10 protein-coding genes and 1 pseudogene are annotated in these 15,899 nt (G+C 72.3%); all 11 read right to left on the bottom strand.

What is annotated here, in order from left to right; genetic code table 11:
* Positions 1 to 501 precede the first annotated feature (501 nt).
* The 11 genes and pseudogenes from D452_RS28135 to D452_RS0111590 all read right to left on the bottom strand — a co-directional run bounded on the left by D452_RS28135 (position 502) and on the right by D452_RS0111590 (position 15,757).
* Positions 502 to 1,142, bottom strand: a pseudogene (locus tag D452_RS28135) (SDR family NAD(P)-dependent oxidoreductase).
* A 102-nt stretch (positions 1,143 to 1,244) separates the two neighbouring features.
* Entirely contained in the window at positions 1,245 to 3,062 is a 1,818-nt protein-coding gene (locus D452_RS0111635) for an acyl-CoA dehydrogenase (protein WP_017544324.1), read from the bottom strand.
* A 162-nt stretch (positions 3,063 to 3,224) separates the two neighbouring features.
* Positions 3,225 to 4,913: a thiopeptide-type bacteriocin biosynthesis protein gene (locus D452_RS0111630; protein WP_017544323.1), complete on the bottom strand. Its 1,689-nt coding sequence runs from the start codon at positions 4,911 to 4,913 to the stop codon at positions 3,225 to 3,227.
* Positions 4,910 to 6,307 (bottom strand): hypothetical protein, encoded by a 1,398-nt coding sequence (locus D452_RS0111625; RefSeq protein ID WP_017544322.1) that lies wholly within the window; start codon positions 6,305 to 6,307, stop codon positions 4,910 to 4,912. The genes D452_RS0111630 and D452_RS0111625 overlap by 4 nt, the downstream gene beginning before the upstream one ends.
* Entirely contained in the window at positions 6,259 to 8,061 is a 1,803-nt protein-coding gene (locus D452_RS0111620) for a YcaO-like family protein (protein WP_017544321.1), read from the bottom strand. The genes D452_RS0111625 and D452_RS0111620 overlap by 49 nt, the downstream gene beginning before the upstream one ends.
* Entirely contained in the window at positions 8,052 to 9,908 is a 1,857-nt protein-coding gene (locus tag D452_RS0111615) for a hypothetical protein (protein WP_026129206.1), read from the bottom strand. Before D452_RS0111615 ends, D452_RS0111620 begins: the two co-directional genes overlap by 10 nt.
* A complete protein-coding gene (locus tag D452_RS0111610) occupies positions 9,901 to 11,049 on the bottom strand; it encodes a lantibiotic dehydratase C-terminal domain-containing protein (RefSeq protein ID WP_017544320.1) in 1,149 nt (382 codons plus the stop codon). Before D452_RS0111610 ends, D452_RS0111615 begins: the two co-directional genes overlap by 8 nt.
* Positions 11,046 to 13,694 (bottom strand): lantibiotic dehydratase, encoded by a 2,649-nt coding sequence (locus D452_RS0111605; protein WP_017544319.1) that lies wholly within the window; start codon positions 13,692 to 13,694, stop codon positions 11,046 to 11,048. Before D452_RS0111605 ends, D452_RS0111610 begins: the two co-directional genes overlap by 4 nt.
* Positions 13,691 to 14,575, bottom strand: coding sequence for an ABC transporter permease (locus D452_RS0111600; protein ID WP_017544318.1), 885 nt, complete (start codon positions 14,573 to 14,575; stop codon positions 13,691 to 13,693). Before D452_RS0111600 ends, D452_RS0111605 begins: the two co-directional genes overlap by 4 nt.
* The gene (locus D452_RS0111595) at positions 14,572 to 15,489 is read right to left on the bottom strand and encodes an ABC transporter ATP-binding protein (RefSeq protein WP_017544317.1); all 918 of its coding nucleotides are present in this window, start codon (positions 15,487 to 15,489) and stop codon (positions 14,572 to 14,574) included. Before D452_RS0111595 ends, D452_RS0111600 begins: the two co-directional genes overlap by 4 nt.
* Before the next feature lie 85 nt (positions 15,490 to 15,574).
* The gene (locus tag D452_RS0111590; protein ID WP_017544316.1) at positions 15,575 to 15,757 is read right to left on the bottom strand and encodes a thiazolylpeptide-type bacteriocin; all 183 of its coding nucleotides are present in this window, start codon (positions 15,755 to 15,757) and stop codon (positions 15,575 to 15,577) included.
* Positions 15,758 to 15,899: the final 142 nt, after the last annotated feature.

The following is a 15,899-nucleotide window of genomic DNA, read 5'->3' as shown; positions in this document are numbered from 1 at the left end:
TCCCCGCCATTACCGTGCCACGCGAAGAAGAGAAGGTCATGCTTCCATTGTATGCGCGAATGCAAGGAAAGAGAATAGGAGAACAAGGGGGAATGCGACCTGGAATGCCAGGTTTCTTTCTCTTGAAAAGGGGTTGTGGATAACCCCGAAAACGGTTCCTGGGTGTGTTATGTAAAACGCCCCAGGCGTTGAGCCTTTGCCGACCTCCTCATGCGGTGGCGATCATGAGGGTCTGGAGTGCGGCGATGAGTCAGCTCTGCGCGGCTCCGACCGAGGGCGGCCGGTGCCCGACGCGGGCCGCCCGGTGCACGCGGCGTCCCGCAATGCGTCCATGAGTCCGTGCGCAGTCCGGATCCGCTCGGTTCCAGATGCGGGGCGACGACGGCCACGGGTGGCTGGGTGGCAGAAGTGGCCCGGGAATCTGCCATGGAAAGGGGCCGTACTTCTGCGCTGCCGTCAGCCGCCATCCGTGGCCGCTCGCCTGTTTGCTGCGCGGTCGCGCTATGCGCCGTATCCGCCGTCGATCCTCAGCACTGCGCCGGTGACGTATGAGGCTTGCGGGCTGGCGAGGAAGACGACGCCCGCGGCGATCTCCTCCGGCCTGCCGTACCGCCCCATCGCCGTTGTCGGAAGGAACATGGGGGCGTCCGGGCTGTCTGCGGGGTTCATCTCGGTGTCGATGAACCCGGACTGGATGACGTTGACCGTGATGCCCCGGTGGGCCAGATCGCGGGCGGCGCCCCGGCTGTAGCCCTCGAGGGCCGACTTGGTGCCCGCGTAATCGCTCATTCCGGGGAAGCCCACTCGTGTTCCTGCGCCCGAGCTGATACTGACGATCCGCCCGCCGTCGGCAGCAGCGGGAACGCCGCTCGGACCGCGGCCACCACGCTGGTGTAGTTGATGGCGAGCTGGCGGTCGAAGGCGGACTCGTCGGCGAGCTCGCTGTCGATCGGGGCGCCGACGGTGACGCCCGCGTTGTTGACCAGGATGTCGGGGCAGACCTGCTGGTCAAGGCCGTGCGGCGTGTCGTGTCCTCGAATGGCCCGTCCGGGATGACCATGTCCAGCCGCGACACTGGCCCGAACGGACAAGGCCTGGGGGCGCCGTTTGCCTCGCTGCCGCTTTTCGCTGGTGACAGTCACCAGCCGCGACACGAGGCACGATCCGAGCGGGACCCTGGGAACAGCGGAGGGGCGGGACGATCGATCGTCCCGCCCCTCAGGCGCTTGTGGTCCCGCGGAAGGCTAGAAGGCCTCCTCGGGAACCTCCATGACACCCAGGTTCACGCCGTTGGCGATCTTCAGCTCGGACTCCACGCGCGGCAGGAACTGCTCGGCGAAGAAGCGCGCGGCGGCGATCTTGCCGGTGTAGAAGTTCCTGTCGTCGTCGCTGGCGCCGTCGAGGCTGGTGAGCGCGATCTCGGCCTGACGGAGCAGTAGCCAGGCGAAGACCACGTCGCCGAAGGCGAAGAGCAGGCGGACCGAGTTCAGGCCGACCTTGTAGAGCTCGCGGGAGTCCTCGGCGGAGCCCATCGCGTGGCCGACCATGAGCTCGACCAGCTTCTCGACCTGGCCCAGGGCGGTCAGCAGGAGGGTGCGCTCCTCCTTGAGCTGGCCGTTGCCAGCCTCGCTCTCGGCGAAGGCCCTGATCTCGGCGGACAGCTTGCCGATGGCCTGGCCACCGTTCTTCACGATCTTGCGGAAGAAGAAGTCCTGGGCCTGGATGGCCGTGGTGCCCTCGTAGAGGGTGTCGATTTTCGCGTCACGGATGTACTGCTCGATCGGGTACTCCTGGAGGAACCCGGAGCCGCCGAGGGTCTGGAGGGACTCCGCAAGCAGCGCGTAGGAGCGCTCCGAGCCCACGCCCTTGACGATGGGCAGCAGGAGGTCGTTCATGGCCTCCAGTTCGGTGACGTCCTCGCCCTTGGAGTGGGCGATCTGGATGGCGTCCTGCTGGGTGGCCGTGAAGATGACCAGCGAACGCATGGCCTCCACGTACGCCTTCTGCGTCATGAGGCTGCGACGCACGTCCGGGTGGTGCGTGATGGTGACCTTCGGGGAGTTCTTGGACCCGGCGAGGTCGTTGCCCTGCACGCGGTTCTTGGCGTACTCCAGAGCGTTCAGGTAACCCGTGGACAGCGTGGCGATCGCCTTGGTTCCGACCATCATGCGCGCGTACTCGATGACGAGGAACATCTGGCGGATGCCGTCGTGCTTGTCGCCGACGAGGTAACCGATGGCGGGGTGCTTGTCGCCGAAGGTCAGCTCACAGGTGGTGGAGGCCTTGAGGCCCATCTTGTGCTCGACGTTGGTGACGTAGGCGCCGTTGCGCTCGCCGAGGGAACCGTCCTCGTTCACCAGGTACTTCGGCACCAGGTAGAGCGAGAGGCCCTTGGTGCCGGGGCCGGCGCCCTCGGGGCGGGCCAGCACCAGGTGGAAGATGTTCTCGGTCATGTCCTGCTCGGCCGAGGTGATGAAGCGCTTCACGCCCTCGATGTGCCAGGTGCCGTCGCCCTGGTCGGTGGCCTTGGTGCGGCCGGCACCGACGTCCGAACCGGCGTCCGGCTCGGTCAGCACCATGGTGGCGCCCCAGCCGCGCTCGATGGCCTGCTCGGCGAACTTCTTCTGCGCCTCGTTGCCCTCGGAGTGCAGGATGCTCGCGAAGCCGGGACCGGCGGAGTACATGTGCACGGACGGGTTCGAGCCCAGGATCAGCTCGGCGGCGGACCACACCAGGGACCGGGGGGCGCCGAGGCCGCCGAGCTCCTGGGGCAGGTCCAGGTTGTACCAGCCGGCGTCCATGTAGGCCTGGTAGGACTTCTTCAGGCTCTCGGGGAGGGCGACCGTGTTGGTCTTGGGGTCGAAGACCGGCGGGTTGCGGTCGGCGTCCTCGAAGGACTCCGCGAGGACACCGGTGGCGAGACGGTTGATCTCGTCCAGGATGGTGCGCGCGGTCTCCTCGTCCAGTTCCTCGAACGGGCCGTCGCCCAGGACGTCCTGGCGTCGGAACAGTTCGAAGAGGTTGAACTCGATGTCGCGCAGGTTGCTCTTGTAATGCGTCATGGACAGCTCCGCTGTGTCTCCCTGGCCGCGGTGTCTGTACACGCGGATCTACCGGCTAGTAACAAGCCAATGTTACTACTCGGTAGAACAGGATGCCAGTGGCGCTGGACACTTGTGTCCCCAGGGGTAGGTAAAGGTGTCGTCTGTCCAGTTCCGCGTGGCCTAGGTGCCCAGGGGCAACACGGTCAGCACCGTGCGGTCCACGCCGTCCAGGTGCAGCAGCGCGTTGGCCGCGTCGTCGGCGAACCCCGAGACGACCAGGGAGCGCAGGCCCAGGGCGGTCGCGCACAGGGACACGTTCTGCGCCACGTGACCGCACTCCTGGAGCAGCAGCCGCAGGGCCCGCTGGCCGTATCCCTGCCGGAGCCTGCCGAGATCGCCGACGAGGAGGACCAGCGCGCCCGTCGTGGACGCCTCCACTCCGGGGCGGCCGTCGGCGTGGTCCCGGAGGAACGGTGAGAGCTCGGTCAGGCGGTCGGTCTCGGGAGGCCCGTCGGCCCGAAGCAGGCGGTGGCCCTCGGGCTGGTAGCGGTAGACCCCCGGCTCCAGGCCCGACACGTGCCGCGCCACCACCCAGACCTCCGTGGCGTAGGCCGCGCCCGGCGAGGGGTGGGTGCGCGGCGGCAGGTGGCGCCCGGGCTGGTCGGCGCGGTCACGGCTGATCCCGGCACCGTGGCCGAGCAGCGCGGAGAGGTCACCCAGCTCCAGGTGGGAACCGAAGTCACCGTGGTCGCTGTTGCGCTCGGCCAGCACGCGGCCGAGGGGCGCGGTGAGTGGGGCGGGTTCGGGGAGCGCCACCTCGGGAGCCGCCGACGCACCCTCGCGCACTCCTTCCGGAGGGACCTCGCGGGGCAGGTGGGCGCCAGCCATGGTGTCCGGGAGGTATTTGCTGGCCTCCAGGTAGTTGCGGTCCGGGGACCCGACGCCGGGGTCGAAGTAGTCGCCCGGCGGTTCCCAGCGGGGGTAGGCCAGGGACAGCAGCCAGGCGATCCGGCGTTCGTCGTCGATGTCCAGCCCGAGCCGGTTGTGCGTCATGTGCAGCAGGGACCAGACGATCCGGTCCAGCGCGTTGGCCAGCCCCTCCTCGGCGTCGATCCGCCTCAGGCGCGCGACGGTCTCCCGCAGCCCCCGGTTCCACAGGTGGTGGGTGGAGGAACCGTCACCGGACACCAGCCGCTCCACCTGGGGGCGCCGCTGCAACCACCGGGCGGGCGAGGAGTGGAACAGCCGCTCGGCATCGGCCCGTGCCTGGGTCCCGCCGCGCGCCACCTCGGCCGAGTAGTCCCAGGTGGCGTAGTACCCGCGCGCCTGACGCACCGCCGTCACGTCGTCGAACCCGAGCGCTCCGAAGGCGAGGGAGGTGAGGTCGACCGCCACCACCTGCCGCTGGTGCTGGTGGGGCGCCGACCTCAGGACGGCCAGCGTGATGCGCGTGCTCACGGCGAAGAAGTCCTCGCACACCTCCAGTGCGCGCGGCCCGCCGTACCGCTCCGTCTCGGGCTCGTACACCGCCTCCACCACGTCGCCGTCCGCGTGCCAGCGGGCGTGGTCGGCCTGGGGGAGGTTGGCGTAGTAGGCGCCGCTGTCCAGGTCCAGTGCGGCCGCCGAGGTCTCCTTGGCGAGTGCGCGCATGCGGTCGGCGAACGCGGCGACGGCGTCCGGGCCGGCGTCCAGGAACCGGACCCGCAGGTGGGGCCCGCCGTCCCAGTAGCGGAGGAAGAACCAGGAGGCGGCGCGCCCCGTGGAGACCATCTCCTCGGCTTCGGGGGCCAGGTGGTTCAGGAGGAAGGCGTCGATGTCGGCGCCGCTGCGGTGCAGGTACACGTACACGGCGGACCAGGTGCGGGTCATGGGGTCTCCGGGGCGGCGTCGACGGGGGTGTCCATGTAGGTGCCGCGTTCGGCGCGCACCCACAGCTGGTAGACGGGGGTCTGTTCGGGTTCCAGGCCGAGGACGAAGGCCCAGTCGGCTTCCGAGTAGTTGCGCATGGGGCGGGCGCACAGGTCGGTGGCGGCGGCCCCGAGGCAGCCCCACTGGGCGATCCACCCGAGGAGGGTGTGCAGGACCGTCTCGGCGTGTTCGGGTCCGAGGGCACGGGCCCAGGCGGGGAAGTCCACGGTGAGGGTGTGGCCGAGGGTGGCGGAGAAGTTGGTCTCGCCGGTGCGGGGCGCGGGTCGGGAGGGCCCCTCGGTGCCGTCTGGGTGGAGCTCGCGCACGACCCGGTCGTCCACCCGGTCCCCCTCCAGTGTGTGCTGGTACAGGCGCAGGGAGCGGGGGTGGGGGAGGGCGTCGTGGGCGGCGGCGAGTGCCCGCGTCAGCCCGGAGTTGATCGTCGATCCCCGGTCCGGGCTCACGTACGCGCTGGTCACCAGGTTGGCCGTGGAGACCCCGCTGGTCCGTTCGTCGAGCCAGCGCCGCAGGGTTCGACCGGACGGGGCGACGGACGCGGCCACCCGGGCGGTGGCCTCGGGGGAGAGGGTCACCCCGCTCGGGGCGCTGGGGATCGGGTTGGTGGTGTGCGGGGGCGCGGTGTCGAGGGTGAGGGCGGCAACGGCGGTCATGCCCTCCGGGAGGAGCGGGCCCGCCTCCTTGCAGGCCGGGTACTCGGGGTCGGGGTGGGTGTGCGGTCGCAGCCCCGCGCGGGTGAGGGTCAGCCCGAGGGTGGCCAGGAGGTGCCCGGCCTCCAAGCGCGCGAGGGAGGGCCGCAGCCTTCCGTACTCGGGCGGGTACCGGTGCCGGTCCACTGCCACCACCAGGCGGACCCCCTCCAGGTCCGCGGGGGCTCCCGGGCCCCCGACCGGCTGGAGGGCGTGCGACTGCGGGTCCACTCGCAGGCACCACGCGGCCCCCTCGGGCGGGAGCAGGAAGAGGTCCGCCCCGAACAGGCCGCGCGGCGAGGGGTAGGCGCGGTGGACCGGGTACCGGTCGGCCGCCGAGATCCGGCGTACCCGCACGGCCTCCACACACGCCGCGAGCAGGCGCTGAGTGGGGGACCAGCCGCCGCCGAGCGCGGGCGCGGCGGCGTCCAGGTCGCGCAGCGGAGCCAGTGCGGGCAACGGCGGCCGCAGCTGTCCCGGGACCGGCAGGGCCAGTCCGTTCGACGGTTCGGCGCCGAAGAACAGCGTCTCGACCTGGGTCACGTCCTTGTCGTGGGACTGCGCGTGGAAGTGCGCGAGCGCCTCCTCGAATCCGCTCCTCAGGGGAACGGGTGCGGATCCGGGTACGTCCTGCCGGGCGCTTCCCATGGAACCCCTCCCTCGAACAGCGCGGACGCCCGGGTCAGCCGCTCCAGGGAGCGGGTCCGGCGGTGTGTGTGGCCGAAGGTCATCGGCAGGGCCCCGGGCACGATCACCTTGACCGCCCGGGTGCCGGTGGCGGCCGTGTACGGGGCGCTGCTCTGGTCGACGACCACCACGTCCAGGCCCAGCTCGTGCACGGCGGCGAGCCGGGCGCGCAGCACCGAGGCGAGGTCGGTCCCGGCGAAGGAGGGGGGCCGACCTTCGGTGAGCCGGTCCAGGGCCACTTCGCCGCTGGGGTGTTCCAGGAACTCCCACATCGGGCGGGCCTCCCACAGTCCGTGCAGGCCGGTGTGGTCCTCCAGGGTGCGGACCAGGGTGGGGTCGTCGAGCATGGGCCGACACCGCTCCACTGAGACCGACGGGCGCATCCGCACCCACTTGGGGTACATCAGCGCGTTGGTCGCGGTCTCCTCCACCGCCGCCATGAGGGCGCGGCGCGGATCGAGGTGGGTGCCGGTGGCCAGGCTGAGCGCGGGTGCGCGACCCGCGCGCACCGCCTCCTCGGGGGCGGTGACCGTCGCCAGGACGGTCGGTATCCCCAGGTCGGAGGTGAGGTCGAACAGGCGCAGGGTGAGTCCGCGCTCGGTGAGCAGGTCCGTGAGGTGGGCCAGATCCGGGTCGTCGGCCCCCTCGATCAGCCGCAGCCGGGTCCGCGAGTACCAGGCGAGCAGGAACGCGTCCCGCTCCACCACCTCGAACAGTCCGTACAGGACCGCCTCCGCGAGGGTCCCGCCGACGGCGCAGCCGTTGGACGACTCGTACAGGAACCGCTCCTCGGCGCGGCCCGCGTGCCAGTACGCGACGTGTTCGGGGACCAGGACGCGGCGGCGCTCCCGGGTGGACCATCCCCACACCCAGGTCGTGGGGGTGCGGGGGGTGTAGGGCACGGGGGCGAACGAGGGGTGCCCGTACCACTCGGGTTCGTGCAGGCCGAGGGCTGCGGGGTCGACCGCGTCCTCGGCGACGTCCGCGTAGGAGCCGTGGACGGTGGCGGCGCCGGTCAATCGCCGTCCGCCGGTCACCCGCTCCACCCCTTCGAGGAAGGCGGGCACCTCACTGGCGGTGAAGCGGGTGGAGCGCCCGTAGCCGCCCTCCCGGGACGCGTGTCCGGGGGCGACGGTCTCGCAGGTCATGAGCGCCAGTGGCGACTCCTCGTCGCGGTAGACGTGCGCGACGGGTCCGAACCGGAAGTCCAGCAACCGGTCGCGGAGGTCGTCGCGGTCCATGGCACGGGTGCGCAGGGTGGCGCCGACGACGGGCAGCGGGGCGGTCAGTTCGAGGGTGTCACCCGGTTCCTCGACCGAAAGCCCCTGGCTGTCGGGGAAGCAGTGCCCGCAGGAGGGATGGGGGACGAAACCGTGCCGGGTCACCTCCCCGGTGCGGCAGTCCAGCGCGAGCAGGTGAAGGCGCAGGTCGGCGGGGTCCGTGGCGGTGGCCAGCGCGGAGAACACGTCACCCCACAGAGGGAGGAGGTGGTCCGGCGCCGGTGGGGCGGGAGCCAGCTCGCCCTCCACGTCGGCGCGCCAGAGCCCGGCGCACCGGGCGCAGCCCGCGGCCCCGTCGGGGGTCCACGGGCCGAGGATCGCCAGGCCGCCGCTCATCGCGGAGTGCAGAACCCCGCCCGCGACGCGCACCGTGTGCGGACGGTCGAGGGTGGCGCCGGAGGGAGAGGGCCGGTTGATGTCGGGGGTCAGGTCCACGCGGCCACCGCCGAGTGCACTCCGAGGTCGCGCCAGGTGTCGGCGCCCTCGGGTGCGTCCACCCGGACCTGTCCCGTCTCCCGGGCCCACCGGGCGAGGGTTCGCGTGCCGGTGGCGAGGGGTGGCAGGAGGGCGTCGGGGGCCTCCTCGGCCAGCCGCACGCGCGCGACCGCCTGGAGCAGGGCCTCCTCCACACAGGTGACGGGGTCGGGCGCCGCGCTCGTTGCCAGCGGCTCTCCTTCCGAGAACACACGGGAGCGCCACACGCCGGTGCCGTCGAGCTCCTGGAGGGCGAGCTCGACGGGCACCCCGAAGCGCAGGGTGAGCGCGGTCCACAGACGTCGCGCGGCAGGGGACGGGGACGGCGGGTCCACGTCCTTCCAGCGGCCGTCGGGTTCGTGGAGGACGAGGTCGCCCACGGCGGCGCCGATCGCGGCGGCCGAGGTCAGCCCGAGACCGAGCCCCATGCCGGGCCCCGTGCCGGGCCCCGCCGCGCGTGCCATCCCGCCGGGGCTGTCCCCCGCTCCGCCCGCTTCCTGACCTTCCCCAGCTTCTCCAACGGCCCCTTGAACGGCGCCTCCGGCGGTCTGTCCGACCGCCCGCCGGTCGGCCACGCCAATGTTCGGTCCAACCTTCTGACCGGTGGTCCAACCATCGGTCCAACGATCGGTCCGGGTATCGGTTCCACCGGCCTCCGGGCCGTCAGTGCCCCGAGGACGCCACACGACCCCGTGCAGGGCGTTGAGCAGGGCGTTCTCTCGGGCCTGTGCGGTGGTGAGGCCGTACCCCGCGTGCCGTCCCGACCTGGCCAGGCCCACGGGCAGCTGGGACAGGTTCCCGGGTGCCGGTTCGGCCACCGGCCCGAACACGCGGTCCCACAGGTGGGTGACGGCGTCCAGGCGGTCGGGGACCTCCAGCGGCTCCGGTGGACCGGTGTCCTCGGCGGTCGTCTCTCGCAGCGCCCCGACGGAGCGCGGGTCCAGCGGCTCCGCGACGCACAGGACGTGGGGTTCACTGACCAGCTCGTCCGTGGTCACCATGAACTCGGCCACCGGCCCCGGGGCGGCCTCCGCGACGGGGGCCGACACGGCACGCGCCACCTGCGCCACCAACGCCAGGGCCAGCTGGGCGGCGACCAGGCTCCGGGTCACCTCCAGCGCTGAGTCGTCCGGCGCCAGGCGGTCCGGGGCGTTCTCCCTCCCGGCGAACCAGGCGCGCAACCGCCCCGACAGGTCCGGGGTGCCCGGACGGTCGCGCGGCCCGGTCAGCCAGAGGCCGTCGCCAGCGGCGACGACGTGTTCGGCCCCGTGCCCGGCCGCGTCCCCGTCGAGGGAGAGCCGGGTGGTCAACAGGACGGGGGACTCGGGCGGGGGCCCGGTGTCCGCGTGCACCTCACCGAACCCCGCGCGGGCCAGCGCCCGCCGCACCCGCGCCTCCAGCAGCGGGCACGCGGAGCGCACCCGGACCACGCTCGTGCGCAGCGCGGCCAGCGCGGCGTAGGGGCGGTGGGTCGCCGACTCCAGGTGCGGGTAGGCGGCCCGCTCCGCCTCCGTCAGGGAGACGGGCTCGGGTTCGAGGTCACGGAGGAAGCGGTGTTCCTCCAGCTGGTCGAGGATGCCCGCCAGGAACGGCCGCCCCGCCTCGGGGAAGCGTCCCAGCAGCTCGGAACGGTGGAAACCGGCGCGAAGGGCGGGCTCCAGGGCCCGCCACACGGTGTCGGCCCGGGCGCCCCGGACGACGACGGCGGTGGACCCCATGCTGAGCGCCACCCCCTCCGACGCGAGTGACCGGGCACGGACGGCGCTCTTGAGCCGTGTCGCGGGGGTGTGCGCGGCGGAGTCAGGCATCGCCCACCCACGGAAGGGTCGGCCTCAGCTGGGGGTCCTCGCTCTGGTGGTCGACGACCCGGCGGACGGTCTCCTCCCAGCCCTCGCCCACCACCTCCTGCGCGGCCTCGGTGAACAGGTACGCCACCGAGTACCGCTGGACGGGGGCGACGCCCATCAGCGGCAGGAGGTCGAAGAAGCAGTTGATGAGGAACCGGAACGCCGCGAACCCGTACCCGTCGCCGAGCCGGGTGAAGTCGAGCTTGCGGAACTCCTGGTGGAAGTCGCTGTAGGAGCGGTCGTCGGAGCCGCTCCAGCGCACCCCGACGTCCTCGCCGAACTTCGCCGCCTGCTCCTGCCGGTCCGGATGCGGGAACGGCAGGATGTGGTCCTTGCGGGCCAGGGCGACCGCCTCGGGCAGCCAGCGGTCGGCCCACTCGCCCCAGGCCAGCGCGTACGGGTCCGCGCCGTCGCGCTCGTGCACCGCGCGCAGGGAGGCCACGAGTCCCTCGCGCTGGGTGCGGTAGGCCGTGGCCAGCCGTTCCTGCGCGGTTCCCTGGGGGTCGGACCAGTGGAAGTACTCCTTCCAGTGCGAGAGGAAGGCCTGGTACCCGGAGCGCAGCCCCCACTCGGGGTAGCGCGTGGCGATCGCGCCCATCCCCGCGAAGACGTTCGCGGACACCGCCCGTTCGCCGCCGCGCCCGCCCGCGTGGTCGGCCACCCGGGAGAGGCCGTCGGTGAGGACCCGCCCCTTGAGGGCGACCGCCTCGGGGCCGCGCAGGAACGTGTCGACCGGGTCGCCCGCCAGCCGTCGCGTGCTGTTGTCCGGCTCGATCGGCGCGTAGGGGCCCTCCACCAGCTCCAGGCGCCCCATGCGCTGGGAGAAGACCTCGTACTGTCCCGGATCCAGCTGCCGCCCTGAGGGGTGACGGGCCAGGAACGCGCGGACACCCTCCTCGGCCTCGGACACCGCGGCCTCCACCGCGGCCGGGTCGCCGTCCGCGTAGAGCACACAGTGCGGTCCGAGCCGCCAGTGCAGGTGCAGCCAGGCCGCGGTGACGCCGGTACGCGCGGCGGCCGCGCGCGCTGCCGGTACGAGGCAGTCGCCGAGCAGGGTGCTCTTGTCGCTGTCGTGGTAGTTGACTCTGAGTCCGACGGTCAAGGGGTCAGCCTCGCTTCGCCTGGGGGATGGGAAGGGGGAGTGGCGTCGGTGCCGGCCGCGTGCGGCACCGTGGAGAGTTCGAGGAACAGTTCGCTGGCGTGCTCACCGGCGGGGCTGCGCACCCGGTGGTGGTCCGGCCCGGGGAGCATCTCCTCCACCAGGAGCGCCGGCCCCAGGTGGGCCAGGCGTTTGGCGGCGGTGCCGGTGTGCAGCCTGCTCAGGAAGTCCACGTGCTGCGGTTTGGGTGCCATGGCGCGTTCCAGCGGACCGAGGCGGGACCCCTGGAGCGGGCGGACGAACACCTGCTCGGGAATGCCCCGGAGTTCGCGTTCCACGTTCAGCCGTCGGTGCAGCTGGGCGGGGGACTCCTCGGAGCGGGGTGAGAGGTCGGCGGTGTCCATGCCCCACCTGCGGCGGAACAGGGTGAGTTCACCGAAGCCGATCCTGGGTGTCCCGCCCCGGAAACCGCGCTCGGTCCAGCGTTCGTGGAGGTCGATGGTGAGGTCGCCGAAGGAGAAGAACGGCGAGTCCGCGACCATCGCCACGAGCATCTCGTCGTAGGGCAGCGCGTGCGGCACGAGGAACCCGGTGTAGACGGGGTCGATCTCGCGGCCGTCCTCCCGGACCAGCCGCAGCCCGTGCGGGGTGTGTACCAGGGTGAGGTCCAGGGTGGAGGGGCCGGGGACCAGGGTGGGTTCGTCGCGCAGCGCCAGTTCCTCGTCGGCGAGGGCGGGCGAGAGGTTCGCGTTGAACCCCAGCGCCGACCGCATGTGCACGGTGTCGGCCTCCTCCGGGCCCAGCCGCCGCACGTGCTCGGCGACCCGGTCCCGGAACTCCTCCGGCAGCTGGCCGAGGAACCGGCTGAAGTAGCGGGCCCGGCCGCCGTAGAGGTGGTTGACCACCAGACCGTCCGGGACGGCCTGGCCGAACACCGCGAAGGAGCGGCGGGCGGCGAACTCCCGGTCCGGTAGCATCGCCGCGACCTCGTCCACCACGGCGGGGTCGACGTCCACCCGGTCCCCGCCGGACCGGCCGAGTTCCACGAGGTGGTCCACCGCGCGCCGCCGCGCCGCCAGCACCCGGGTCAGCTCCGGGTCGGCCCCGGCCAGGGCGGCGGGCTCACCGCCCATGAGTTCCTGGGTCAGCGGGAAGGCCGCCCGGGCGTGCTGGGCGAAACCCTCCAGGTCCGAGCAGCGCCCGCCCCGGCCGTACCGGGACACGAACACCTGCTCCAGCGCACCGGAGAGCACGCGCTGGTCGTCCAGCGCGAACAACAGCGGCATGAGCCGACCCAGGTCGGCCGACCACGCGCGGGTGCGGTCGCGTTCCACGGGGACGCCGCGCGAGACCAGGCAGTCCTCCACGACCGGTGAGGTGGCGGACCCCTCCGCGCCCACCGCCGCCGACCACAGGTGTTGCAGTCGCAGCACGTCGCCCGCCCGACCGGCGCCGTCGGATTCGGCGAACCCGGCCAGTACCGCCTCGGTCTCCTCGAACGCGGACGCCACCCGGGCCGCCGCCTCGCCGGGCAGGGTGCTGGCCAGCCGGTGCCAGTGCCGCGTGAAGTCGGGCGACTGCTCGGGAACGGGCGACCACGGCACGAGGACGCCCACGTCGATGAGCTTGTCCAGGACGCCGAGCGCCCGCTCGGCTCCGCAGCCGAGTTCGGCGGCGACCGCGTCACGCAGTACCGCCAACCGCACCGGGGCGGCCGCGCGCTTCTCCAGGACCGTGACGAGGCGGTCCCAGCTCCCGGTCATGGGGAGGCGGACCTCCTCCTCACCGAACGCCTCCGCGCGCAGCCCGGGGGAGGGCGGCGCCCAGCGGCGGCGGCGTACGACCAGGCGTTCTCCCTGGTCGGAGGCCTCGCGTCGGGCCCCACCGGTGAGCACCCACTCAAGGCCGAGACGCGCCTCGGGGTCGGCGGCCAGGGCCCGCGCCGCCTGCCGGGGGAGCAGTCGCCGGAGCGCGGCGTGCGAGGCGAGGCGCAACGGCTGGTCGGCGTCCTCGGGGGCCTCGGCCTCCAGGGGCGTGAAGTGCACGGCGGTGTACAGCGAGTACGGGCTGACCTTCACCGTGGAACGCGAGAAGTACCGGACCAGGGCGGCCTCGGCCTTGCGCATCCGCTTGTCGGGGGCCTGATCGGTGGCGGCGCGGGCGGCCACCGCCCGGTGCAGGTCCGGGCTGGACAGCGCGGTCGCACGGTCCACGCCGGGATCGCGGGCCCACGCGGTCAGCGCCGCGCGCTCGGCCAGGAGCGCGGTCTCGTGTTCGCCGTCCACTGAGGCGGCCGTGGCACGCGCCTCCCGCCAGTTGTCCGCCCACACGGCGAGGAGGGGGATCTCGCGGGTGACCGGGTGGTCGAGGAGGTCCTCCCGGGGCGGGCGGCGGTTGAACACGGCGCGCTTGGCGGCCAGCGCCGCGCTCCGGTGGGCGCCCAGCTCGGGCGCGGCCCGGTGCAGGGCGTCCAGCAGCCGTTCGCGCAGCTCCTCGCGTTCGCGTTCCAGCCGGGCGAGGGTGCGCAGCCGAGGCGCGGTCGAGGCGCTCCCTCGCAGCTGTCGGTGGGGATGGGGGTTGACCCGGGAGACCAGGTAGGGGCCCTCCACGACCTCGAAGGACCGTGAGGGTTCGGCGGGAGTGTTCAAGCCCCGGTCCCCTCGGGCGCCTTGACCTCGTCCTTGTCCTTGTCCTTGCTCCGGGACGAACCGAAGCCGCGCGGCTCCCGCTCGGAGGCCCACCGGAACCAGCGCAGCGCCGCCACGGTGCCCAGCAGCGACCACGCCATGAGCAGCGCCACCGAGGACCAGTCCCACACGGGTCCGGACTCGGACAGCGCGCCCTGGATGAGGAGGGTCAGCGGTCGGCCCGGCAGCAGGTCCACGACGGCGCCCACCGTGTCGCCCAACGGCAGGATGATGAACCCGCCCGCGAGGAAGGCCGCGGGGAAGAAGATGCCGTTCACCATGGGCACGGCGGCGTCGGCGTTGGGCGGCAGCAGGGAGGCGGCGGCGCCCAGCGGGGCCATGCACACGAAGCCGAGCAGCAGAGCCGTCAGAAGCTGGGGCAGGCGGGCCGGGTCGATGGTCACGCCCATGCCGAGCAGACCGATCGCGGTCACCACGCCGAGCACGATCACGGCGGTGAGCAGCGTGTTCACCAGGTAGGCGCCCATCACCGTGGCCGGACTGACCGGTGTGGTGCGAAAGCGCTTGAACAGTCCGTGGTGGCGGCGGATCGCCAGCCCGATGGCGACGTTGGCGAAGGCCACGGACATCAGCGCGAAGCCCAGGATGCCGCCGAAGCTCAGGTTGGCCTGGGTGATCCCGTGTTCGCCCACCAGCCGGATCTCGTCCGCCTGGGAGCGGAAGGCCAGCCCGAACCCCACGTAGAACATCACCGGCATGAGCACGATGAACGCGAGGGTGATGGGTGAGCGCCAGAACTCCTTGAGTTCGCCGTCCACGTGCAGCCAGAAGGAGGACGGGCGGCGGGTGCTCCGCGCGCGTTCGGTTCCCGTGACGCTCATTCGCTCTTCTCCGCTTCCAGCACGCCGTTCTCCAACATCGCCACATACGCGTCGTCCAGGCTGGGCGGCACGATGGTGAGGCCGCTGATCCGCGTCCCCTCGTCCCGCGCCCACGCCTGCACCCGCTCCACCACCGCGTCCTGGTCGTCGGTGAGGATGCGCGCCCTCCCGTTGACCAGTGCGGCGCCCTCGGGGAGGCGGCCGTCCGTCCCCTCGGGGAGCGCGAACTCCACGACCGTGTACGCCGCCGAGCCCCGGACGAGGTCGTCGGGGCTGCCGGAGGCGATGAACGAGCCGTCGCGGATGACGTCCACGCGGTCGGCGAGCTCCTGGACCTCGGTGAGGTCGTGGGAGGTCAGGACCACGGTCGTGCCGCTCTCGCGCAGTCCGGCCACCAGGCTGCGGATGCGGCGGCGCGAGACGGGGTCCAGCCCCGTGGTGGGTTCGTCGAGGAAGAGCAGTTCCGGGCGGCCGGTCAGTGCGAGGGCGAGGTCGAGGCGGCGGCGCTGGCCGTCGGAGAGCGACTTGACCAGGGCGGAGCGCTTCTCCGTCAGCTCCACCTGGGCGAGGGCCTCGTCCACGTCGAGCGGGTTCGGGTAGTAGGAGGCGTGGCGGCGCACGATGTCGCGGACCGACAGTCCCGGTTCCAGCATGGTCTGTTGCAGCACCACGCTCATGCGCTTGCGGAGCTCGGCGAAGTCACGGCGGTTGCCGGGGTCGAGCCCGAGCACCTCCACCCGCCCCGAGGTGCGTCCCCGGTGCCCCTCCAGGATCTCGATCAGCGTCGTCTTGCCCGCCCCGTTGGGGCCGAGCAGCGCGGCGATCTGTCCGGCGGGCACTTGGTAGGAGATGCGGTGGAGCACCTCTCCCTTCCCGTAGTCCTTGGTGATGTCCGTGGCGTTGATCGCGTACACGTGCGGCCCTCGTCGTGCTTCTACTGGGGGGATTCGGGGGCAGGGGGGGGCGACCCCGGCGAGAGGGCCGCCCCGGTTCAGGGGGTCAGCCGCACGAACCCGAGGAGCAGCAGCTGCTGGAGCCGCAGCACGAGGGGGAGGTGCAGGAGCTGGAGCCGCTGGTGGCGCCGGTCTCCGGGACGGCGACCGCCTCGCGGACGCTCATCACCTCCATGTCGTCGAAGTTGAGGTCGGGCAGGTCGATCGTGGGGGTTTCCTGCAACGCCATCGGACACCTTCTTCTGGGTGGTAGGGGGATGTTGGCGTGAAACGTTGGAGCTTGCCCTTGCCGAATTCCACGCTTTGATCAGGCACGCGGGCGTGCATTCCGGTGGCGGGGCTGACCGGAGTACCAGTCAGCCGCAGGAGCC

The organism is Nocardiopsis prasina DSM 43845 (genome assembly GCF_000341265.1).
GTDB classification, from domain to species: domain Bacteria; phylum Actinomycetota; class Actinomycetes; order Streptosporangiales; family Streptosporangiaceae; genus Nocardiopsis; species Nocardiopsis prasina.
The sequence above is the reverse complement of the archived record's forward strand: the minus strand, read 5'-3'. Positions and strand labels throughout refer to the sequence as shown.

Coding starts and splice junctions, on each gene's coding strand:
- D452_RS0111635 (WP_017544324.1), bottom strand. CDS start 3,062: ATGACGCATTACAAGAGCAACCTGCGCGACATCGAGTTCAACCTCTTC.
- D452_RS0111630 (WP_017544323.1), bottom strand. CDS start 4,913: ATGACCCGCACCTGGTCCGCCGTGTACGTGTACCTGCACCGCAGCGGC.
- D452_RS0111625 (WP_017544322.1), bottom strand. CDS start 6,307: ATGGGAAGCGCCCGGCAGGACGTACCCGGATCCGCACCCGTTCCCCTG.
- D452_RS0111615 (WP_026129206.1), bottom strand. CDS start 9,908: ATGCCTGACTCCGCCGCGCACACCCCCGCGACACGGCTCAAGAGCGCC.
- D452_RS0111600 (WP_017544318.1), bottom strand. CDS start 14,575: ATGAGCGTCACGGGAACCGAACGCGCGCGGAGCACCCGCCGCCCGTCC.
- D452_RS0111590 (WP_017544316.1), bottom strand. CDS start 15,757: ATGGCGTTGCAGGAAACCCCCACGATCGACCTGCCCGACCTCAACTTC.